The organism is Glutamicibacter sp. NPDC087673 (assembly GCF_044743255.1).
Taxonomy (GTDB): domain Bacteria; phylum Actinomycetota; class Actinomycetes; order Actinomycetales; family Micrococcaceae; genus Glutamicibacter.
In genome coordinates, this window is record NZ_JBIUWB010000006.1 from 191,789 (window position 1) to 212,230 (window position 20,442).

A 20,442-nucleotide genomic window follows, 5' to 3' on the forward strand; every position below is an offset into this window, starting at 1 on the left:
GCCTACAGCCAGCCGGGCAAGACCAGCAGCGCCCAGGCCAGGACGGGGCCGGCCAGGACGATGATGCCGCCGTAGCCCAGGACCTGCTTGTAGAAGCGGTCCTTGTCGGTGCCTTCCGGGGCGTTGGCAAGGACCAGGGCGCCGTTGGTGGAGAAGGGCGAGACATCCACGATGGTCGAGGCGATGGCCAGCGCGCAGATCAATCCGGTAGCGCTGATCGAGCCCGAGCCCAGGAACGGGATCGCCAGCGGGATGAGCGCGGCCAGGATGGCAGTGGATGATGCGAAAGCCGAGACAACGGCGCCGATGTAGCAGATGAGCAAGCCCGCAAGCAGCGGTGCTCCCAGGGTCGCCACGGCGTTCGAAGCGTATTCGATGGTGCCGGCTTCCTCCAGGACTCCGACGAAAGTGAGCATGCCGCAGATGAGCAGGACCGTGGACCAGCTGATCTTGTTGACCGCCCCTTTCTGGGCAGCGGGGTTGACCAAGGCCAGGACGACCGCGATGGTGATCGAAACGAAGCCGACGTCGACCTTGAAACCCAACGCGATCACTGCCAGGGCGGCCAGGCCGAGGATGGTCATCGCCTGGCCGAAGCGCTGGCCCGGGGCATGCGGCGCGGCGCCGTCGCCGGCAGGATCGCGGGGACCGTAGGTTCCCGAGCCGCTTCCCTTGAAATCGACATCGGCTGCCTGCGAGCCCACGGAGACCGACAGGCGGGCCTCGGCAACGCGTTCGGCGATGGCGCTGGCCCGCTGGCCAGCCAGTTTGCGCCCGCCCAGGACCAGGAACAGCACGATGGCGATCACCAGGTTGAAGGCGAAGCTGGTGAGGAACAGGGCGGTGGGGCTGAAGGCGAACCCGGCTTCCTGGATCAGCCCATTGACGATCACGCCGTAGACGGCGATCGGGGAGAAGCCGCCGGCTTGCGCGCCGTGCACGATCAGCATGCCCATCATGAGCGGGTTGATCTCGTATTTCTGCGCGAAGCGCAGGCCGATCGGGGCGATGATCGCCACCGCTGCCGGGCCCAGGGCGCCAATGGCGGTAATGGCTGCGGTGATGGCGAACATGACCCAGGGGATCAGCGAGATCCGGTTGTCGACAAGTTTCACCGCCCGGTCAACCAGGATGTCGATGGTGCCATTGTTCTGGGCTATGGCGAAGAGGTAGGTGACCCCGACCAGGGTCAAGAACAGTCCTCCGGGGAAGCTGGCGAGAATGTCCTTGGCATCCATGCCGAGGAATATCGTGCCGAGCAGGAAGGCGCCAACGAAGGCCAGGGCTCCCATGTTGATCGGGAACATCGTGGCAATTATGAACATCACCGCCAAGACGATGATGGAGACGAGTGCGACAGACATGGGTAATCCTTTTCGGGAGGCTTTGCACTGAGTGGTTTTGCTGTGACGGGTGTCACTGGCTCACTGGCCTAGCCTCCTAGACTCTCGGTGTCTTGTCAAGGTAATTTTCGGTGTAAGTTTGAGGAAGAACACATTTTCAGGTGGGGAGTGGTTGTGGCTGAAGCCAAGAAGGCCAGGGCGTTCGCGAAGGTGCAGCGTCCTCGGCTCTATGAGCAGTTGATGCAGCAGATCCTGGCTTTCGTCGAAGCAGAGCAGTTGGGGCCCGGCGACCATCTGCCGGCCGAGCGCGAGCTGGCAGAGCAGCTCGGCGTCTCGCGAGCGACCCTGGCCCAGGCCCTGGTGGCGCTGGAAGTACTCGGGGTCATCGACGTGCAGCATGGAACCGGCGCGGTGCTCGTGCACCGTCCGAGCGTTGCCACGGTGCTGCGCGAACTGCGCGAGCACAAGAACCGGTTGCCGGATATCGTCGAGGCGCGCAGTACCTTGGAGGTCAAGCTGGCCGCGCTGGCTGCCGCACGCCGCACCGAGGCGGACCTGCGCAAAATCGATCACGCGCTGGAGGTGATGGCCGCGGAAATTGGCGAGGGTGGCCGCGGCGAGCGCGGTGATGAGCTTTTCCACGAGGCAATTACCGCTGCAGCAAAATCAGCGGTTTTGCAAAAACTCATGACGTTTATCGCCGAGATGGTGCTCGAAACCCGCATCGAATCGTTGGGGCAGCCAGGACGCCCGGAGCGTTCGCTGGAGTCGCACCTGAAAATCGCCGATGCGATTCGCCGCGGCGATTCCACGGGTGCCGCCGCCGCGATGGGCGAGCATATAGAAATGGTCTCCGACGTGGCCCTGCTCAGGGACGGCAGGTAGCCGCAAAGCCGTTCAGCCAATTGCTGCCGGGCGAGGCTGGCCCTTTTCCGCCGGAGCCGTTTTCTTCAATGTCCGGGCGGCTCGAGGTGCTGCCGGCCGCTGGCTTTTGCTATTCTCCCGCGCGCAGTGCGCGGAAGACCGCCGTGGCCGGAGGTTGGCCCGTTGCGGAAAGTTCACAGTTAGCAAAAGGCGATGGGCGGTGCGCGGGAAAAGCTAGGCCACTGCCGACTATGGACCATGCTGCCGGGCTCGGGGAAGCCGAGGCTGTTGATCTCGTCGCCGCATAAGGCCTTGAGCGCGCAGCGTGGAGCACGCTGCGCTGGAATTCAACGGATCTTGGCACTCCAGTCCAGTCGCCAGTCCTGCCGCTACGCGATGCGTTACTTGCTGGTTTGCTTGTCCCGCCTCAGCGCCCAGCTCACTTCCGGCTGCGGCGCCCAGTTCTGCAACGAATAGCATTGAACACCTGTTCTCACCTTGTGACGGTAATGTGTGATTGACGATAGTGTGTGGCGCACGGTAATGTGAGCGGCATGGAAGAGTTCGATACCCAACTGCAAGAGCTGCGACGCGGCACCGTTGTGCTCGCCTGCCTGCAGCTGCTGCGCAGTGCCGGGTATGGCTACAGCCTGCTGGAGCAGCTCGACGACCACGGTTTCTCCACCGATGCCAACACCTTGTATCCGCTGCTGCGGCGCCTGGAGAAGCAGGGTTACCTCACCAGCGAGTGGAACACCGAGGAGGCCAGGCCACGCAAGTTCTACCGAACCTCGCCTGACGGTATCCGCCTTGCCGACACGTTGACCACGGAATGGCGATCACTGGCAACGGCGATCGCCTCGCTCACCGAAGAGGAGCACTGACATGACTGCCACATTGACCGAACGCTACATCTCGGCCACGATCCGCAGCCTCGAGCCCGGGATGCGGAACGACATCCGCGCCGAACTCGAAGCCTCCATTGCCGACGCCATCGAGGCGCGCGTAGCCCAAGGCGAAGCCGCGCAGCAGGCGGAACGCCGAGTCCTGGCCGAACTCGGCGACCCCGGCATCCTCGCCGCCGGCTACGCAGACCGGCCGCTGCACCTGCTCGGGCCGAAGTACTACCTGGCTTGGTGGCGCCTGCTGAAACTGCTGCTGTGGATCGTGCCGCTCTGCGTGGCAGGGGCAATGGCGCTGGGTTTGCTGGTCTCTGGACAGGACGTGGGCGAAAGCATCGTCCAGTCGCTTTCCGTCGGGCTGCAGGTCATCGTGCACGTGGGCTTCTGGACCACGCTCGTGTTCGTCGTGCTCGAGCGCACTGGCGCGGACACTGGCGTGAAGTGGGATGTCGACCTGCTGCCGGAAATTCCCGAGGATGGCGCGGGCCGCAGCGAGTTGATCGCGTCACTGGTATTCCTGGGCATCGCCGCCGGCGCGGTGGTGTGGGACCTGGTCCGAGGATTCTTCCCCACAGGCGGTGAACCGATCCCGATCCTCAACCCGGGGCTGTGGCCGTGGTGGATCGGCGTCCTGTTCGCACTGATCATCCTCGAGGCCGTCTTCGCCGTCGCGCTGTTCCGCCTGCGTCGTTGGACAACTGCCATGGCGGTGCTGAACACCGTGCTCGCCTTGGCCTTCGCGGCCTGGGCGCTGATCCTGCTGTTGCACGGCGAGCTCGTCAACCCGGAATTCCTCTCGTTCGTTGCGATTGCCGGAGGCGACGGGTTCGCCGCCGGAAACGCACAGGCCGCTGGCAATGGCGGTATCTTCCGCATTCTCGCCGTGCTGCTCGGGTGCGGAATCGCGGCCGGCATTGGCTGGGATATCGTTGACGGCTGGCGCAAGGCTGTGCGGGAACGGGGCACAGCCCGGGGGTGAACGCGCTGAATGGCAGGTGGGAGTCCGTGCCACCGTGTCCAGCGCTGAGCTGCCTGCCGGCAATGATACGAGCTCGCGGGTCACTTCCCCCGGCTTGTGTTCCGGCACGGAAGCCCCTCCATCAATTGGGCCGACAGTTGCTCGAAAGGCACCTAGGAAAGCACGTCATCACGATCAGGAAGAGCGCCGTCAACCACGACTGCTCCGAACGCTTCCGGTGCTCGCTCGGCTCCGCCTGCGCAAATACTCGCCGTTCGAATCCCGGGTGCACCCGACGAGCGAAGCCTCCGGCAATCAGCGATCCCTCGGAGGGGCCATCACGGTACATGCGACTGCCTCCGTGCCGCACCGCCACCCATTAGCAAGGGCCGCTGTTCGGCCAGTAGAATCCCATGCCGGCCCCTGCGGCGAGGCCGTCTTCTTCCCGGATCAGTATTCCTGCATCAGGGCCGTGATCTGCTGGATCAGCGCACTGACCAAGGCTGGTTGCCGTCGTCGCGGCATGGTGAGGATCTGTGCGCTGCGTTCGGCCAGAGCCGGATGGTCAATCGGGATGAACCTCAGCCCTTGGCTCAGCCCATCGCGACGAGCGAAGCGGCTGAGCAAGGTCACCCCCGCGCCGGAACGCGCGAACTCCATGGCCGGATTGATGTGATCGGTAGTTAGCGCGATCTTCGGCGTGAGTCCGGCCATGGAGGTGGCGATGTCAAAAAGCTCGCGCTGGGTGATGCCCTTGGCCGGCATGGACATCGGGTACTCGCAGAGCTCGGCCAGCGACAGCTGCGTCCGCTCAGCCAGGGGGTGGTCGGCGCAAACCACGGCATAAGCCGGAGCTGGGCAGGAATGCTCGACGGTTACATGGCGCTGCGGGCCCAGGGCAAAGATCGTCGCGAGATCCGCAGTGCCTTCGATAACCTGCCTGGTGGCCTCGGCCGAGGGCAAGACGCCCAGGTGAACCGTCACCTCGGGATGTTCCTTGCAGAACGCGGAGACGGCGCGAGGAGTCACCGAGGCAGCAAGTCCTTCCGAGCTGGCCACCTCGATGACTCGTGAAGCCCCCGAGGAGAGCTCGCTCAGATCCTGAGCCAGTTGCTCGCCTTCGGAGAGCATGCGGCGGGTATGGGCCAGCAGCAGCACCCCGGCATCGGTCAGTTCCATGCCGCGGGCATGGCGGCGGAAAATTGCCGCGCCGACGTGGCGTTCGAGCTGGCTGATCTGCCGGCTGATCGCCGACGCGGAAACATGTTGCGATTCGGCGGCATCGGAAATAGATCCCGTGCTAGCCACCTCATGGAAGTAGCGCAGCGCCGTTGGCAATGTTTGCATTCTCTTGTTCCCGTTCGATTAGCATTTTGCATTTAACTCAAACCTGATGCACGAAACGGCACTGGTTCCCGTCGCGCCCATCTCCTAATGTGATCTACAGTACAACACGCCGAGCGGGGAGAAATCATGCCGAATAGAGAATATTTGCTAGTAGCTGCGGACAAGTATGTCGACTCGGGGGAGCTGTTCGAGGACTTGTCCGAGCTGGTTGCCTGCCCGACGGTCAGCACCGACCCCAGCCAGAGGGTTGCAACGAACTCATATCTGGATAAGAACTTACGATCGAGGCTCGAAGGCATGGGCTTTACTGTGCGGCTTGATCTGGACTGGCGGGGATCGGGCAATTCTTTCCTGCGCGCGGTTCGCACAGAACATCGGGATTACACTACGGTGCTGTGCTACGGGCATGCCGATGTGGTTGACGGCCAAGCGGGGCAATGGGAGCAGGGGCGCGATCCTTTCGTGCTGGATGCCCAAGGCGAGCGCTGGTACGGACGCGGCGCGGCGGATAACAAGGGCCAGCACCTGGTGAACCTCAAGGCCTTCGAGATGCTGCTGGCCCAGCGCGGGGAATTGGGATTCAACGCGGTCTTCCTGTTCGAAGCCGGCGAGGAAATCGGGTCCCCGCAGCTGGATGAATACGCCGCGGCGCACCGCGAAGAACTCGCCGCAGATCTCTTCATCGCCTCGGACGGCCCCAGATTGTCAGCCCAGGAACCCACGATATTCCTTGGCGCACGGGGTGGGGCGACCTTCGAACTCAGCATTCCGCTGCGCGCGGGCGGCTATCATTCAGGGAATTGGGGCGGCCTGCTGCGCAACCCCGCAACCACGCTGGCTGGCGCGATCGGTGCACTGGTCGATGGGCATGGGCGTATCCAAGTACCAGGGCTGCTTCCCGACGAACTGCCCGACTCGGTGCGCCAAGCGCTCCAATCGGTGCAGGTGGGCGGAGGAGCGCAGGACCCGCAATTGGCCGACGGCTGGGGCGACACCAGGCTGAGCGCGGCAGAACGGCTCTACGCCTGGAATACCCTGGAGGTGATCGCCCTGCAATCGGCCGACGTCGCCCGGCCGGTCAATGCCATCCCGGGTGAGGCCCGGGCGGTCCTGCAACTGCGCTTCGTCGTTGGAACGGATCTGGCGGGGCTGGAAGCGGCGATCCGGCGGGCACTGGACGAGGCCGGCTACCCGATGGTGCAGCTGGCCATGGGACAGTGCTTCCCGGCCAGCAGGACCAACCCCGACAACCCTTGGGTGCGCTGGGCCAGCGAGTCCATCCAGCGGAGCACCGGCGTGCCCGCGGTGGTCTTGCCCAATATCGGCGGTTCGCTGCCCAATGCGGTCTTCGAATCGACGCTTGGCCTGCCGACCTTGTGGGTCCCGCATTCCTATCCGGGGTGCCAGCAGCACGGGCCCAACGAGCACGCCCTGGAGCCGGTGCTGCGCCAAGGACTGAAAATGATGTGCGGGCTCTTCCATGACCTGGCAACGAACACGACCTTGCCGCGCACGGTAGCGGCTAGCAGCGAGAAGATCTAGGACTCCAGCATGGAAAATCAGCAATTACCAGTTAAAGACCAGACAGCGCCGGCCCGACGCCAGTCCACCGCTCGCGGTATCGCCGCAGCCACCATTGGCAATGCGCTGGAGTGGTACGACATGGCCATCTATGCGCTGTTGGCAATCTATATCGGCCACAACTTCTTCCCCTCGGAAAATCCGGCAGTAGAGGTCATCCAGGCTTTTGCGGTCTTCGGTATCTCCTACCTGATCCGCCCTCTAGGTGGACTTGTACTCGGATCCTATGCGGATCGCAAGGGCTTGAAAAAGGGGTTGATCCTCACTATCAGGCTGATGGTAGTGGGTACGGCGATCATTGCACTGCTGCCCGGCTACGACACCATCGGCATCTTCGCTCCGCTGGGGCTCATCCTGGGGCGGCTCATCCAGGGCTTCTCCGCCGGTGGCGAGTTCGGTGCCGCCACCTCGTACCTCTTGGCGCAGGACAAGGGGCGCAAGGGATTCCTGGGCAGCTTCCAGTTCGCAAGCCAAGGCCTGGGCGCGATGATGGCTGCCATCACGGTGGTCGCTTTGACCAGTATCTTCACGACGGAGCAGATGAACGACTGGGCCTGGCGCATACCGTTCTTCATCGGTCTGCTGGTGGGCCCTGCCGGCTGGTGGATCCGTCGCCACGTCGATGAAGCGCCGCTGCCCGAAGCGGCCCCGGGGGATCGGCACAGCGCCAAGAACGCGGTGCATGCCCCGGTGCGCGAGCTGTTCCGCTCGAACAAGGCCTCGGTGTTCATCGCCGGCGGAGCGCTGGCTATTTCGACAGCGCTGAACTTCGTGCTGCAGTACATGCCGACTTTCGGCATCAGCCAATTGGGCATGAGCCCTACCGTTTCCTTTTCCTCGCTGATTATCTCCGGGGCGATCTTGACCTTCGCCACGCCAGTGGTGGGCCACCTTTCGGACCGCTTCGGACGATTGCGCATCATGATTCCCGCCGCCCTGGCGATCATGCTGCTGACCATCCCGCTGTTCCTCTGGTTGATTGCGGGCAAGACCTTCCTGGTCCTCGCGGTCGTAATGGTCATCCTGGGATTGCTCAAGGCTTTGTACTTCGGTGCGCTGCCGTCGGTGATGGCTGATGTCTTCAGCGATTCCTCGCGGGCCACGGGCCTGTCCTTCAGCTACAACACCTCTGTGGCGATTTTCGGCGGATTCACCCCGATGATTTGCGCCTTCCTGATCGAGGCCACTGGCCAGCCGATTGCCCCGGGCTACTACCTGGCGGTGCTGGCCATCGTGAGCATCGCGGCGCTGGGCTCCGCCTTCCGTTTCCGGGCGGTGCGCTGACCCCGCCACTGGTGAAGCAGCGCAGGAAGCACAAGGCCGGCAACCGCAGCGGTTGCCGGCCTTTGCGCGCTCGCGACGATCACGAACGATCCGGCTCTCGGGGCACCGGTGCGGCGGATGGATCCTGATGGCGCGAAACCAGATCGGTGGCCAGCGCGCGAATCATGTCACGTGCCGCTGGGGGACCAGTTACGTGGATATGGTCGGCAAATTGGAGCAGTTGGCGCACGTCTTGGATTTGCCGGAACACGATAGTGATCGGGTACCACCCTCCTTCGGCTGCGTCCACGTCCCGGAGACGCTCGCCCAAGATTCGCCGGGCCAAATCCAGTCGAGTTGCACGCAGGCGGGCCGTGATCATCACGTCCCCGGGTGCCTCTGTGCGTTCCTTGAGCGAGAGCCACACCGTGCGCAGGGTGGCGTCGACCTGCAAGTTTGCCGGCGCCCGCAGGATTTCGAATGAGTAGAGCCGCTCCAACGAGAACAGCCGCTGCTCACCTTGCTGTTCGGCGACGAGATACCAGCGACCGGACTTGGCCACGAGTCCATAGGGATCCACGAGCAGGAACGCTGGGTGCGCCTCGGTACTGCGCCGATACTTGATGCGCAGCTGGCGCCGAAGCCGCAACGCGGTTGCCAGATCCGCGATATCGACCAGCAGGCTCCGGCCCGACAGCCAGGCAGAACTATCCACCATGACAATATCGGCCAACGTAGCCCGGGGATGGGCCGCTGGAGCTGCGTCCTGCTTCAGCGCGACCTTGCGCGCCGCCGTAGCATGTGCGTCCCGCAAGCCCAGAAGTTCCAAATGCCGTTCATCGAGCCCCGCCACGGACAAGGCTTCCAGCTCCGGCGGCTCCAGATGGGCCAGATTCAATCGGGAGCCCGGCAGCAAGGCGATTCCTCCGTGGCGCCCGCGCTCGGCGTAGACAGGGACGCCAGCCATGGACAGCGCTTCGACATCGCGCAGGATGGTCCGTCGCGAGACCTCCAGCGTCTGGGACAGTTCCGAGGAGCTGATGCGCTGACGAGTCTGCAACAGCAAGAGCAGGTGCAACAGCCTGGAAGCTTTCATGACCTCCAAGTATCCCAGAAAAGAAGACATGTTCTGTCGTGATTTTCTGGTGGACTGCTAATGTCCACTAATTCATTGATCCCAGGAGTCCCCGATGCCCCGCCCGAACCTGTTCCTCGTTTATGTCAAGGATGCCCGGAAAGCTGCCGAATTCTATGGCGATTTGTTCGATATGGATCCCGTCTTCGTCTCGCCGCGCTATGTGGCATTCGCCCTCAGCGAGCAGGTGAGCTTCGCTGTGTGGTCCGGCAAGAATGAAGATGCGGTCCCGGAAACCCCGCGCACCAGCGAGGTGGGTTTGATGGTCCCCGGCTCCGGCGGTGACGTTGACGAAACTTGCCGCCAATGGTCCGCCAAGGGAGTGCGCATCGTGCAAGAACCTTACGACGAAGTCTTTGGCAGGACCTTTGTTGCCGCGGATCCAGATGGCAACCTGATCAGGGTCTCGCCGATGGACTAGGAATTAGCGTGGCCAATAAAAGCAGAATCCCGGGGCATCGGCGAAGAAATTCGCTGATGTCCCGGGATTCTTGTGTTGCAGCTCAGGGAAGCTGCCAAGCTCTGGGTCTAGAAGAGCTTGCCTGGCTTAGAGCTGGTTGCCCAGCTTGAAGCCCTTGGAAGCCTGGCCATGGTACGAGCCGTCTTCGTCACCGGCACGGGTGAAGGAGAAGCCGTCGGCGCCAATGGTGACTTCCAGCTCGGAGTCATCGGTGCGCTCGATGACTTCCTGCACGTTGCCATCCAGGTCCAGGACCTTGGAAGCTTCGGTGTACCACGATGGAACAACCGGGTTGCCCCACCAGTCGCGGCGCTGGTTGTCGTGCACGTTCCAGGTGATGGTCGGGTTGTCCGGATCGCCGGTGTAGTAATCCTGGGTGTAGATCTCGATGCGGTGGTCATCTGGATCCAGGATGTACAGGTAGAACGCGTTGGAGACGCCGTGGCGGCCGGGGCCGCGCTCGATGCGGTCCGAGATGCGCAGTGCGCCCATCTTGTCGCAGATCTGGATGATGTTGTGCTTCTCGTGGGTGGAGAAGGCCACGTGGTGCAGGCGCGGGCCGTTGCCGCCGGTCAAAGCGGTGTCGTGCACGGTGCCCTTGCGGTGCATCCAGGCTGCGTAGGTGGTGCCTTCGTCGTCCTGGATGTCCTCGGTGACGCGGAAGCCCAGGTCCTCGAGGTACTTGCGGCCGCGTGGCACGTCCGGGGTGACCTGGTTGAAGTGGTCCAGGCGGACAAGTTCGCCGGCCGAGTACAGGTCGTAGCGCATGTGCAGGCGCTCAACGTGGGTGGTCTCGAAGAAGAACTCGTACGGGAAGCCCAGTGGATCCTCGACGCGCAGTGCATCGCCGATGCCCTTGACGAAGCCTTCCTTGCGGCGCTCGGTGCGGCAGCCCAGTTCCTTGTAGTAGGCCTCGGCCTTGTCGACCTCTTCGGCGCTGCGCACACGGAAAGCCATGGCCTTCAGTGCTGCCACCGGACCCTTGGTCAGCACCAGGTTGTGGTGGATGAATTCCTCGAAGGAACGCAGGTAGATCTGGTTCTCGTCTTCGTAGGACACGTGCAGGCCCAGTACGTCCACATAGAACTTGCGCGAGCGCTCCAGGTCGGTGACGACCAGTTCAGCGTAGGCGCAGCGCAGGATATCCGGTGCTGGAACCGAAGGGGTTGGGATCGGGTTTGCGATCTCTTTGCTCATGATTTGCTCCTTTGCAAGCAAGAAAAACTAGGGGCGGGAAGCGCGTGCTTCCTAGACGCCGAACTTAGGGGAGTGCGCTTCGTTCAGGGTGATCTGGATGGACTGCTGGGTGGTGTAGAAGTCCACCGAGCGGTAGCCGCCTTCGCGGCCCAGGCCCGAAGCCTTCACGCCGCCGAATGGGGTGCGCAGGTCGCGGACGTTGTTGGAGTTCAGCCACACCATGCCCGAATCGATCTGGTGCGCGAAGTTGTGCGCGCGCTTCAAGTTGCTGGTCCACACGTAGGCTGCCAGGCCGTACTTGGTGTTGTTGGCCAATTCCAGTGCTTCCTCGTCGGTGTCGAACGGGGTGATGGCAACAACCGGGCCGAAGATCTCGTCCTGGAAGATCTGCGCATCCGGGGCAACATCGGCGAAGACGGTCGGAGCAACGTAGTTGCCCTCTTCGAAGCCTTCGGCGCGGCCGCCGCCGGCCAGCAAGCGGCCTTCGGTCTTGCCGATCTCGATGTAGCCCATGACCTTCTCGAAGTGGTTAGGGTGCACCAGTGCACCGACTTCGGTCTTCGGGTCACTCGGCAGGCCAACGCGGATGTTCTTGGCGCGTTCTGCGAACTTGGCTACGAAATCATCGTAGATATCGCGCTGGACCAACACGCGGGAACCGGCGGTGCAACGCTCGCCGTTCAGCGAGAACACGCCGAACACGGTGGCGTCCAGGGCAGCTTCCAGATCAGCGTCGGCGAAGACCACTGCAGGGGACTTTCCACCGAGTTCCAGGGACAGGCCCTTGAAGAATGGCGCGGCCGCGGTGGAGATGGTGGCGCCGGTGGAGGAGTCGCCGGTGAAGGACACCAGTGGCACATCCGGGTGCTTGACCAGGTAGTCGCCGGCCACGCCGCCGGAACCGAAGATCAGGTTGAAGACGCCCTCTGGCAGGCCGGCTTCGCGGAAGATTTCTGGCCACAGGCCAGCGGAGAGCGGGGTGTAGCTGGCAGGCTTGAGGACCACCGAGTTGCCGGTGGCGATGGCCGGAGCCAGCTTCCAGGATTCCTGCATGAATGGAACGTTCCACGGGGTGATCAGCGCGGCGACGCCAATGGGCTTGCGGTTCACGTAGTTCATCTGGCGTCCCGGGACGCGGAAGGAGTTATCCACCTGTGCGACGATCAGGTCGGCGAAGAAGCGGAAGTTCTCCGCGGCGCGGCGGGCCTGGCCCTTGGCCTGGGTGATCGGCAGGCCGGAGTCGTAGGACTCGAGCAGCGAGAGCTCTTCGTCGCGGGATTCGACGATGTCAGCGATCTTGTGCAGCACGCGGGAACGCTCGCGTGGCAGCATCTTGGCCCAAGGGCCTTCCTTGAAGGCCTTGTTGGCGGCGGCAACTGCCAGGTCCACGTCTTCGGGCTGTGCCGAAGCCACGGTGGCGTAGTTGGTGTTGCTTACCGGTTCCTGCACGTCGAAGGTGGCTCCGCCGATGGAGTCAACGAATTCGCCGTTGATGTAGTGCTGCAGGTGGGTCGGAAGGTTTTCCGGTACGAAGTGCTTGCTCATGGCAGTTCCTTTCGTGCTGTGCCGGTGTTTTCACCGGATGGGTTGTGGCAAATCTATGAAAGTTCTCGGTGCTGCTGGCTAGATGGCGCTAGGTGCCATGCCGGCCGCTTTCAAATAGGCGTTGAGCGTATTCGAGCGGTGGTCCCGGCAGGCAGCTTCGATCTGCGCCGGGGTGGCATGGTTGCCGATCAGATCCAGCAGCGCCTCATGCTCCTGAACCGAAGCGCGAGCCCGGTTGGGAATGTGGGTGAAGCTGCTGGCCCGCATGGCCGCCAGCCGGCGCCATCCGCGCTGGACCAGGTCCAGGATGTGCGGATTGGGGCACTGGCCGTAGAGCAGCTGGTGGAATTCGGTATTCATCCGGGTGAAGGCCACCGGATCGAAATCCGCCAAGCACTGGCGCATGTTCTCGTTCAGCGCCCGCGCCTTGGCAAGCCAGGCGGCATCCATGGCATCGGCAGCCAGCGCGGTAGCGGCCGGCTCGATGACCATCAGGGTCTGCATGGTGTGCAGGTACAGGGTGGAATCCACGTGGGCCACCGTCGCCCCGACGTTGCGGGTGAAGTGCACCAGGCCCTCGGCCTCCAGCCGGCGGATCGCTTCGCGCACCGGAACCACGGAGCAGCCCAGCTCATCGGCAATGGTGCCCAGCACCAGCCGGTAGCCGGGGGAGTATGCCCCGTTGACGATGCGCTCGGAAACCAGCTGGTAGGCGGCTTCGGACTTGGAGGCGGTCATTACAGCGACCATGAGTCCAGATCCGGGCTGCCTGCGTCCTTCCAGGCGTTGTACTTGCTCTTCCACGCATCATTCATCGGGAACAGGCCCTCGATGCCGTGGCCGCGCTGGACCATGGCGAAGATGAATTCGTCATTGGATTCGGTCACCGCGGCTTCAGCGGCCACCTCGGCCACCATCGCTGGCGGGATGACCACGATGCCATCGGAGTCGGCCACGATCACATCGCCTGGCTGCACCGAAACGCCGCCGCAGGCCACGGTGATGTCCTTGTCCCAGGCCACGTGCTTGCGGCCGAGAACCGCCGGGTGGGCGCCGTTGTAGAAGACCGGGATTTCCAGGTTGGACACGGCATCCAGGTCCCGTACGCCGCCATCGGAGATGATGCCGACGGCGCCGAGCTGCTGGGAGCGCAGGGCCAGGATGTCGCCCAGGGTGGCCGAGCCGGTCTCGCCGCGGGCTTCCATGACCAGGATCTCGCCGTCATTGAGCGAGTCGATGGACTGCTTCTGCATGTTGTAGCCGCCGCCGTGGGCCTTGAACAGGTCCTCGCGGTTGGGGATGTAGCGCAGGGTGCGGGCGGTGCCGATCACGCGCTGCATGCCCTTGGTGGCACCGGGGACTTCGATGTTCACGTTGTTCAGGCCGCGCTTGCGCAAGGTGGCGGACAAGGTGGCGGTAGCCACCGAAGCCAGCTGCTCGCGGACCTTGTCGGTCAGCACGTCCTTGCCGGTGATGATCGGGGCCATGCCGGCGGTCTCGCGATCGCCGTAGGCATCTTCCTTGTCCTTGTCGGTGACCTTTGGCTGGTTGCCGAAAGCGGCGAAGGCCGCAGTGCCCTCGACGGCGGTGGTCTCCAGCTTGCCGGTCGTGGCGCCGGAGACCAGGTCGGTGACCTCGACCTCGACAACGTCGCCGGGGAAGAAGACGGTGGAGCCGGCCGGGGTGCCGGTGAGGATCATGTCACCTGGCTGCAAGGTCATCTGCTGGGACAGGTCGGCGATGATGGTTGCGAAGGAGAAGAGCAGCTCGGAGGTGTCGGCGTCCTGGGCGAGCTTGCCGTTGACCCAGGTCTGCACGCGCAGCTTGGCAGGATCCAAGGTGGCGGCATCCAGGGCGTTGGGACCCACCGGGGTGTAGCCGTCGCCGGACTTGGAGCGGATGTTCGAGCCCTTGTCCGCGTACTTCATGTCGTGCACGCCGAGGTCGTTCGATGCGGTGACCTGCCCGACGTAGCCCCAGGCTTCGTCTACCGAGACGCGGCGAGCGGTCTTGCCGATGATCAGTGCGATCTCGCCCTCGAAGGCGAGCAGCTCGGTGCCAGCTGGGCGTTCCACGGTGGAACCGCTGGCGGCCAGCGAGCTGGTGGCCTTCATGAAGTAGCTGGGGAACTTCGGGGTGCGTCCGCGCTGCGCCGCACGCGAGGAGTAGCTAAGGTGTACGGCCAGGATCTTGCCTGCCTGCGCGAAGGTCTCTTCGGTTACTGGGACAATATTGCTCACCGTTGATCGGCCTGCTTTCATCGAACATCATCTCGTACATCAAATCGTATACGATCAGTGTGCGCCGAATCTCAAACGGTGTCAAGCGGGCTTTGGAGATCTTTGGAAATGATTATCGTGAAGGCCTGGGAATCCGCAAGATCACGCGGAATTCTCCGGGAGCGGGAATGTTTCGAAATGGACAGTTGCGGGGCGCCGGAACGGATGTACTGCAGCACACAATCGATAGCAGGAATCCTGGCTAGCCAGTCGATCTGATGCCGGATTCCCTGCATGGCCATCGTTGCCCTGTAGTCGGCAAAGGATGCCCGACCGGCGCTATCCTCTTGCCAGCTGGGCGGCAGGGGCAAGCTCGCTCGCGAACCGAAGCCGAGCTACGGCAGGCGCTCTTTTGCCGATCGTGGAAATAGGCCATTTCACTGAGGGTGAGGGCAAGTGGAGTCATGGATTGTTCACGAGAAATATTCCGTTGTTCCCTCCTGCATGCCGGGTAATTGTAGATAGCCTGTATTTATGGGGAGTGTATTTAATATCCGAAACTCGCTGAGATGAGAGCGCAAGGAAAAAGATGTCTTCAGGTCAAAACACAGGCGTGATTGATTCGACGCTGCCGTCGCACCCCACCGAGGTCCACGCAAATAGCTGGATGTGGGGATCCGTGGCGTTGGTCGCCAGAGTTCCGGCATCTTCGATCACGGAACCTGATGGAAACTTGTGGTGGGTCCCGTCGAATGCCGCGGATATCACGTGGAAGATGTTCTGCAAAGATCTGCAAAGCGAAACCTCTGAGTTTCTCCAAAACGACGCGGGAAATCTGCATAAAGCATCAAAAAGCTGGTTCGACAAGACTTCGGTCGGACCTCATTTCCTGGCCATGACTGCCGACGCGAAGCAAGCACTATCGGGTGCTCCAACGTTTGCTTTCGACAACCAGAAGGTAATCAGCAAGCTGACCGGCGCCGGTATCCGGATCGCTGGAATTTCACGTTCTCGTAGTGAGGCGGAAACAGGAGCCGGCAACGCTGAATACGTCGCCTTGCACCTGAAGCTTTCGAAAGAGGCATTGCAAAACCCCGGTTGGGTGACCTCTGCGCTGCACCGGCCGACTCGTGCTGGGCTACTGCCGGGCACAAACATCGATGGCAAGGACTTGCGAGCGGGTGTAAACAACGCCTTGCGTTCAGCAGGCTTGGCAGTAGAACTGAATAATGGCGGCGCTCTGCAATCAAAAGACAAGCAGGATCCATGGGGGAACATCTATACGATCTCCACTTTTATTCCGCAAGACAAGATTCCTCAGTGCCAAAAACACTGGCACGGACCGAGCGCGATGGACAACCCTGCAGTGCGCTGGGCGCATGCACTGAGCATTGCTCAAACCGCCACGCCTAAGCCAACTTTGAGCGACTGGTCCGACCTCGGAGTTAGCAAAGCCCAAGTCTCCCTTGGCCCGTCAATTGGTTGGTGCAGTGATCGGGGGATGGGGATTGTTGCCCAGTCCCGTCCGGATGGCGATCCTGAACACTGGATCGCAGAGACTGGGCATACGGTGGCCTTAGCGCATTCAGTCTTCGTCGATTTGGCGGTCTTGACGATGCAGCAAGATGAATTCTTGACCCAGCGCGCCGGACACCTGGCCAATCTAGCGGCAACCGGAAACCTTGAGGATTCCGCTGCTTCGCTTAAGCGATACAAGGACATTCAAAAAAGGTTTATCGAGTTCCACGGTAAGCGCTGGTTGCAGGAGATACCTGGACGTGAATCTGCAACTCGGGTGCTGCAAGCCATGCAGAACGTGCGCATGCTGGAAGAAAGAATCAAGCATTCACTGATCGAGCAGAAATCCATCATGGATTATCTGGAAGCCAACCAGCGCGCCGAAGAAGAGCAGGTGAATCGCGAACGAGCCGAACAACTGCGCGAAGAGGCGGTTAAGCGTGAGAAGTTCAGTCACCGAGTGAATATTTTTGCGTTTATATTCCTGCCGGCCACACTGATTTTCACCGTTACCGGAGGTCTGGGGATCCAGTTATCCACACTTTGGGGAACTATTTGGATCGGCATCGCTGCTGTCACTACTATCGGGCTGATTGCTTGGATGAAGACGGAAGATGGAAAGAGGAAGAAGGATAGAAAACGCGCGACCGGAGGCGCATCGCGCAGCGACGAATCCCTCCCTGCCGTGAACAAGGGATAAACAGATCAGCTCAACACAGTTCGCGGCCACTGAGCTGGAGAAGAACCTCTTGGTTTGAGACCTCGGCGACGGAGGCTTTCTCAACGGTCCTCGGCTACCGCAGTTAATCAGCCGACTCACCAGGGGTACGCAGAAGGCGCTGGAACGGAAGTCATGATTCCGTTCCAGCGCCTTAGCGGCATCTGCATATTAGACGCGAATAGCATCCACAATCTTGACTCGGGCTGCCACCAGCGCGGGAAGCACACCGGTCAGTGCGCCTACGGCGATGGAAACTCCCATGCCAAGTAGGGCCGCACCGATAGGGAAGGCCGGCATTTGATCCAGCTCGGTAGCCATCACCATATTCAGCAGATTCTCGTTGGAGACCAAGGCAACGGAGATGAGCACGCCAATGCCACCTGCTACGGCCGTGGCCACGACGCTTTCCATCATCACCGAGAAGAATACGCGTCCGGTTGTTGCACCGAAGCTGCGTCGGATACCCACTTCGCGGATACGCTGCTTCATGGTCACCATGGCAACATTGAGCAGACTCAGGGAACCAAGCAGCAAGATGATGATTGCGATCCCGGCAACCACCATGGTCAACATCTTCAAGCTCTCATCAGCACCCCACATCAGATAATCTTCGCGGTGCGCATCAACTGTGAGACCAGGAAGTTCTGCCTGCATTTGCTGGCCGAAGTGCATGGCCAGCTCTTCGGATCCCTCGATGGGCACCCACAGCTTGTAGCTGACCTCATTGAGCGGAGCTTGCATGCCGAACCAGTGCTCATAGGTGGCCGGCAGCATCCACAGCTTGCCGCCCATGCCGTAGCTAGATGCTTTGGTGGTTCCGATGACCGTAACTGAGACGGTGTTCCCATTGCTCATCAAATCCACGGTTAAAGGCAGTCGCTGGCCTTCCAGTCCCAATTCTTTGATGAAGGTGTGGTCAACCACCGCCGCTGGGGCAAGATTCTGTGCATCTTCGGCTTCCAGCCAGCGGCCGTCAGTAACAACTAACCGGTGCATTGGAGCGTAGTCGGGATCAACCACCATGATCTCGGCATCAAGGCTCAGCCCTTGGGTTGAAGCCTTCTGGTCGTAGCTGCGTCCCATCATGGTGGTGTACTCGACCTTGAACCGGTCACTGGTCTTTTGAAAGGCCTCATCGATTTGGTCGTTGCCCGCAGGACCAGCATCCGAGTTCGGGTCGTAGGCGTAGACAACAATCATTGCTGGCCGACCCTCGCTTTCAAGGCTTTCGGTCATCATCTGACGCGCCATGCCAGCTCCGGCCAATGCCGTAGTCAACGAGGCCACCGCAATGGTGACACCAACCAAGGAGAGCAAGACGCGCAACTTGTGAATACGCAGTTCCTGCCATGCCTCCAGCAGCGCAGCAACAAAACCGGTTCCTAAGCGAGTTAAGGATTTCATCTTGCCGCCACCTCACTGAGCGGATGCAGCCGCCCGCCATCCAACTGCAGCTGTTCTCGGGCCAAGGCCGCAACATTGCTGTCGTGCGTGATGGTGATCAGGGCAGCGCCGGAATCAACCGTGGCGGAATCCAAGAGATCCATCACCGCACGTCCGGTAGTGACATCCAAGGCACCGGTGGGCTCATCGGCCAGTACGACTCGTGGCCGGCGGACCAGCGCGCGAGCGATGGCCACACGTTGCTGCTCACCACCGGAGAGGGTCTGGGGCATTGAATCCAAGCGTTTGCCCAGTCCCACGCGCTCCAAGGATTCGGTTGCTAGCTTGCGCCGATTCCAGAAGTCGCGTCCACCGGCGTACATCAGTGGAGCCATGACATTTTCCAGGGCAGTGCGTCCTGGCAGGAGGTTGAACTGCTGGAAAACGAAACCGAGGTCGCGCCCGCGTGCATGGGCCGCCTGTTTGGCGCTCAGCCGGGTCGCATCCTTGCCTCGCCACAGCAGGCTACCGTTGGTGGGCCGATCAAGCAGGCCAAGGATATTCAGCAGCGTGGACTTGCCCGTACCCGAACGGCCGACAATGGCTATGTGATCGCCTTCGGACACCGTGAGATCAATCCCGTTGAGGATATGCAGCTCGCTGTCGTCGGGCAGCAGGACGCTGCGCGTGACATTCTCGAGCTTCAGCAATGGCTCACCACTCATCTGAGTAGGACTCCATATCCATCATTTCTTCAGGTGCCGGGGTGGATCCTGGGACGAAGCGGAGAATTTCCGTCTCATCCTTCAGTCCTGAAATCACCTCGATGACCTTTCCGTCGGTCACGCCAAGCTCTACCTCGGTGCGGATTTCCTTGCCGTTTTCATCCAGCCTCCACACCGCACCCTGGCCAACCAGGCCGCGAACAGCCGATACCGGTACGGTCAATACGTCCTCGGCGGTGCCTGCATCAATTTCCATGTTCATGCTCAGGCCGTCGAAAACCACGATGTCTGCAGGTACGGCACAAGAAATCTCGCTGCCCGAAGAGCTCTCCGTGGATTCTCCGGATGCCATTGGATCCACCTGCGATACCATGTCCTGGTCGGCGGAGCCGGCGCTGGTTTTCTTCGAAGCGCTGTCACCGACAGACAGGTCCTTGCAGGTGAATGGCTCCGGTCCGCCGTCAATGGTGATCGTTGCTTCGAGGCTTTCATCGAGCAACCGGTAGCGGTCCAGCGGATCGATCGAACCGGCGGCCAAGAATTCTTGGGGCTGGATCGCGCCGAGTCCTGTGCCCTTGGTGACGTCATCGCCAACCTCGATCTGGAAAGCGCCGACCTTGCCTGTGGCCGTTGCGTAGACGTCGTGGTACTTCACCACTGGCGCAGCTTCCTGCGGTTGCTGCTCGTCTTGTGAACCTTCACTATCCGAGTCGTTGGCCTCAACGCTCTCTGGCTGGGATTCGGCGCGGACCTGGAAGATTCGATCGCCGAGGGAGACATTGTCGCCTGGCTTGACGAAAGCCCAATTGACAACGCCGTCCACGGGCGCATTCAGCTCTTTCGATTCGGTGAGCTTAATGGTTCCGGGAATGGACAGCTTGTTCTCTACCGTGGCTTTCTCAGCAAAGATGGTCTCTGCCGGGATCTCTCCGGTGGGGAACAGGTCATCGTCGGCGCTGGCAGTGCCGCCGGCAAACGCGAGTTTCACGAGGCTGACGGCGATCAAGGCGCCGATAACTAGCCATGCAGCGGGAAGGAATATGCGACGGAACGCGCGTCGTTGGCTCATAGGGTTGCTCTTTTCACCATTCAATGATTACCAAAGTGTTCAGCAACTACCAAGCTCAAACGGAGAAAACACGCAACCTTTATCAGATTGAGATTTATTTTTACTTTGCAGGTCAGACCGGGTACTCAAATTAGTAGTTGAAGGTCGTAGTGAATCTTCTCGACGTCCCGGGGTGAGGCGGGGCAGTCTCCGGGGCTCGATGCCGCGGAGCT

General features: G+C 61.6%; 17 protein-coding genes. 7 read left to right on the forward strand and 10 right to left on the reverse strand.

All coding sequences use genetic code 11. The features are described 5' to 3' along the window. Nucleotides 1–2 precede the first annotated feature (2 nt). On the reverse strand, nt 3–1,364 hold the full coding sequence (locus tag ACIOTL_RS15180) for an SLC13 family permease (RefSeq protein ID WP_400343337.1): 1,362 nt from the start codon (nt 1,362–1,364) through the stop codon (nt 3–5). Between the two features lie 153 nt (nt 1,365–1,517). Between ACIOTL_RS15180 and ACIOTL_RS15185 the strand changes: the two genes are divergently transcribed. The 3 genes from ACIOTL_RS15185 to ACIOTL_RS15195 all read left to right on the forward strand — a co-directional run bounded on the left by ACIOTL_RS15185 (nt 1,518) and on the right by ACIOTL_RS15195 (nt 4,088). Further along, a complete protein-coding gene (locus ACIOTL_RS15185; protein ID WP_400343338.1) occupies nt 1,518–2,228 on the forward strand; it encodes a FadR/GntR family transcriptional regulator in 711 nt (236 codons plus the stop codon). Between the two features lie 533 nt (nt 2,229–2,761). After that, entirely contained in the window at nt 2,762–3,091 is a 330-nt protein-coding gene (locus ACIOTL_RS15190) for a PadR family transcriptional regulator (RefSeq protein ID WP_105658025.1), read from the forward strand. Nucleotide 3,092: 1 nt separating this feature from the next. Then, nucleotides 3,093–4,088, forward strand: coding sequence for a permease prefix domain 1-containing protein (locus ACIOTL_RS15195; RefSeq protein WP_400343339.1), 996 nt, complete (start codon nt 3,093–3,095; stop codon nt 4,086–4,088). Between the two features lie 429 nt (nt 4,089–4,517). Here the strand turns inward: ACIOTL_RS15195 and ACIOTL_RS15200 are convergent, their stop codons facing one another. Continuing rightward, nucleotides 4,518–5,414, reverse strand: a complete 897-nt coding sequence (locus ACIOTL_RS15200) for a LysR family transcriptional regulator (protein ID WP_400343341.1) — start codon at nt 5,412–5,414, stop codon at nt 4,518–4,520. 126 nt (nt 5,415–5,540) lie between these two features. On the opposite strand from ACIOTL_RS15200, the gene ACIOTL_RS15205 reads away from it, so the two are divergent. Next, nucleotides 5,541–6,956 carry a M20 family metallopeptidase gene (locus tag ACIOTL_RS15205; protein WP_388025811.1) on the forward strand — a complete coding sequence of 472 codons (1,416 nt, stop codon included), beginning with the start codon at nt 5,541–5,543 and terminating at the stop codon, nt 6,954–6,956. Nucleotides 6,957–6,965: 9 nt separating this feature from the next. Next, nucleotides 6,966–8,279, forward strand: a complete 1,314-nt coding sequence (locus ACIOTL_RS15210; RefSeq protein ID WP_105658029.1) for an MFS transporter — start codon at nt 6,966–6,968, stop codon at nt 8,277–8,279. Between the two features lie 79 nt (nt 8,280–8,358). On the opposite strand, the gene ACIOTL_RS15215 is transcribed toward ACIOTL_RS15210, so the two are convergent. Further along, a complete protein-coding gene (locus ACIOTL_RS15215) occupies nt 8,359–9,384 on the reverse strand; it encodes a helix-turn-helix transcriptional regulator (protein ID WP_400343343.1) in 1,026 nt (341 codons plus the stop codon). A gap of 64 nt (nt 9,385–9,448) precedes the next feature. Here ACIOTL_RS15215 and ACIOTL_RS15220 point away from each other — a divergent pair, with 64 nt between their 5' ends. Continuing rightward, entirely contained in the window at nt 9,449–9,814 is a 366-nt protein-coding gene (locus ACIOTL_RS15220; RefSeq protein WP_105658031.1) for a VOC family protein, read from the forward strand. Nucleotides 9,815–9,940: 126 nt separating this feature from the next. Here ACIOTL_RS15220 and hpaD read toward each other — a convergent pair whose 3' ends face one another. The 4 genes from hpaD to ACIOTL_RS15240 form a co-directional block, all read right to left on the reverse strand. Then, nucleotides 9,941–11,038, reverse strand: coding sequence for a 3,4-dihydroxyphenylacetate 2,3-dioxygenase (gene hpaD / locus ACIOTL_RS15225; protein WP_400343508.1), 1,098 nt, complete (start codon nt 11,036–11,038; stop codon nt 9,941–9,943). A 63-nt stretch (nt 11,039–11,101) separates the two neighbouring features. Beyond that, nucleotides 11,102–12,595 carry a 5-carboxymethyl-2-hydroxymuconate semialdehyde dehydrogenase gene (gene hpaE / locus ACIOTL_RS15230; protein WP_105658032.1) on the reverse strand — a complete coding sequence of 498 codons (1,494 nt, stop codon included), beginning with the start codon at nt 12,593–12,595 and terminating at the stop codon, nt 11,102–11,104. 78 nt (nt 12,596–12,673) lie between these two features. After that, entirely contained in the window at nt 12,674–13,333 is a 660-nt protein-coding gene (locus ACIOTL_RS15235; RefSeq protein WP_332488680.1) for a GntR family transcriptional regulator, read from the reverse strand. Beyond that, nucleotides 13,333–14,856 (reverse strand): fumarylacetoacetate hydrolase family protein, encoded by a 1,524-nt coding sequence (locus ACIOTL_RS15240; protein ID WP_400343345.1) that lies wholly within the window; start codon nt 14,854–14,856, stop codon nt 13,333–13,335. Before ACIOTL_RS15240 ends, ACIOTL_RS15235 begins: the two co-directional genes overlap by 1 nt. 547 nt (nt 14,857–15,403) lie before the next feature. On the opposite strand from ACIOTL_RS15240, the gene ACIOTL_RS15245 reads away from it, so the two are divergent. Then, nucleotides 15,404–17,032, forward strand: a complete 1,629-nt coding sequence (locus ACIOTL_RS15245) for a hypothetical protein (protein ID WP_400343347.1) — start codon at nt 15,404–15,406, stop codon at nt 17,030–17,032. A 189-nt stretch (nt 17,033–17,221) separates the two neighbouring features. Here the strand turns inward: ACIOTL_RS15245 and ACIOTL_RS15250 are convergent, their stop codons facing one another. The 3 genes from ACIOTL_RS15250 to ACIOTL_RS15260 are packed head-to-tail and all read right to left on the reverse strand — an operon-like array spanning nt 17,222 to nt 20,230. Continuing rightward, nucleotides 17,222–18,457, reverse strand: coding sequence for an ABC transporter permease (locus ACIOTL_RS15250; protein WP_400343349.1), 1,236 nt, complete (start codon nt 18,455–18,457; stop codon nt 17,222–17,224). Beyond that, nucleotides 18,454–19,161, reverse strand: a complete 708-nt coding sequence (locus tag ACIOTL_RS15255; RefSeq protein ID WP_105658038.1) for an ABC transporter ATP-binding protein — start codon at nt 19,159–19,161, stop codon at nt 18,454–18,456. The genes ACIOTL_RS15250 and ACIOTL_RS15255 overlap by 4 nt, the downstream gene beginning before the upstream one ends. Next, nucleotides 19,151–20,230 (reverse strand): efflux RND transporter periplasmic adaptor subunit, encoded by a 1,080-nt coding sequence (locus ACIOTL_RS15260; protein WP_105661078.1) that lies wholly within the window; start codon nt 20,228–20,230, stop codon nt 19,151–19,153. Before ACIOTL_RS15260 ends, ACIOTL_RS15255 begins: the two co-directional genes overlap by 11 nt. Nucleotides 20,231–20,442: the final 212 nt, after the last annotated feature.

What these genes read in the sequence shown, in the direction of transcription:
- ACIOTL_RS15180 (WP_400343337.1), bottom strand. Translation starts at nt 1,364, where the DNA reads ATGTCTGTCGCACTCGTCTCCATCATCGTCTTGGCGGTGATGTTCATA.
- ACIOTL_RS15190 (WP_105658025.1), top strand. Translation starts at nt 2,762, where the DNA reads ATGGAAGAGTTCGATACCCAACTGCAAGAGCTGCGACGCGGCACCGTT.
- ACIOTL_RS15195 (WP_400343339.1), top strand. Translation starts at nt 3,093, where the DNA reads ATGACTGCCACATTGACCGAACGCTACATCTCGGCCACGATCCGCAGC.
- ACIOTL_RS15200 (WP_400343341.1), bottom strand. Translation starts at nt 5,414, where the DNA reads ATGCAAACATTGCCAACGGCGCTGCGCTACTTCCATGAGGTGGCTAGC.
- ACIOTL_RS15205 (WP_388025811.1), top strand. Translation starts at nt 5,541, where the DNA reads ATGCCGAATAGAGAATATTTGCTAGTAGCTGCGGACAAGTATGTCGAC.
- ACIOTL_RS15210 (WP_105658029.1), top strand. Translation starts at nt 6,966, where the DNA reads ATGGAAAATCAGCAATTACCAGTTAAAGACCAGACAGCGCCGGCCCGA.
- ACIOTL_RS15215 (WP_400343343.1), bottom strand. Translation starts at nt 9,384, where the DNA reads ATGTCTTCTTTTCTGGGATACTTGGAGGTCATGAAAGCTTCCAGGCTG.
- ACIOTL_RS15220 (WP_105658031.1), top strand. Translation starts at nt 9,449, where the DNA reads ATGCCCCGCCCGAACCTGTTCCTCGTTTATGTCAAGGATGCCCGGAAA.
- hpaE (WP_105658032.1), bottom strand. Translation starts at nt 12,595, where the DNA reads ATGAGCAAGCACTTCGTACCGGAAAACCTTCCGACCCACCTGCAGCAC.
- ACIOTL_RS15235 (WP_332488680.1), bottom strand. Translation starts at nt 13,333, where the DNA reads ATGACCGCCTCCAAGTCCGAAGCCGCCTACCAGCTGGTTTCCGAGCGC.
- ACIOTL_RS15240 (WP_400343345.1), bottom strand. Translation starts at nt 14,856, where the DNA reads ATGAAAGCAGGCCGATCAACGGTGAGCAATATTGTCCCAGTAACCGAA.
- ACIOTL_RS15245 (WP_400343347.1), top strand. Translation starts at nt 15,404, where the DNA reads ATGTCTTCAGGTCAAAACACAGGCGTGATTGATTCGACGCTGCCGTCG.
- ACIOTL_RS15250 (WP_400343349.1), bottom strand. Translation starts at nt 18,457, where the DNA reads ATGAAATCCTTAACTCGCTTAGGAACCGGTTTTGTTGCTGCGCTGCTG.
- ACIOTL_RS15255 (WP_105658038.1), bottom strand. Translation starts at nt 19,161, where the DNA reads ATGAGTGGTGAGCCATTGCTGAAGCTCGAGAATGTCACGCGCAGCGTC.
- ACIOTL_RS15260 (WP_105661078.1), bottom strand. Translation starts at nt 20,230, where the DNA reads ATGAGCCAACGACGCGCGTTCCGTCGCATATTCCTTCCCGCTGCATGG.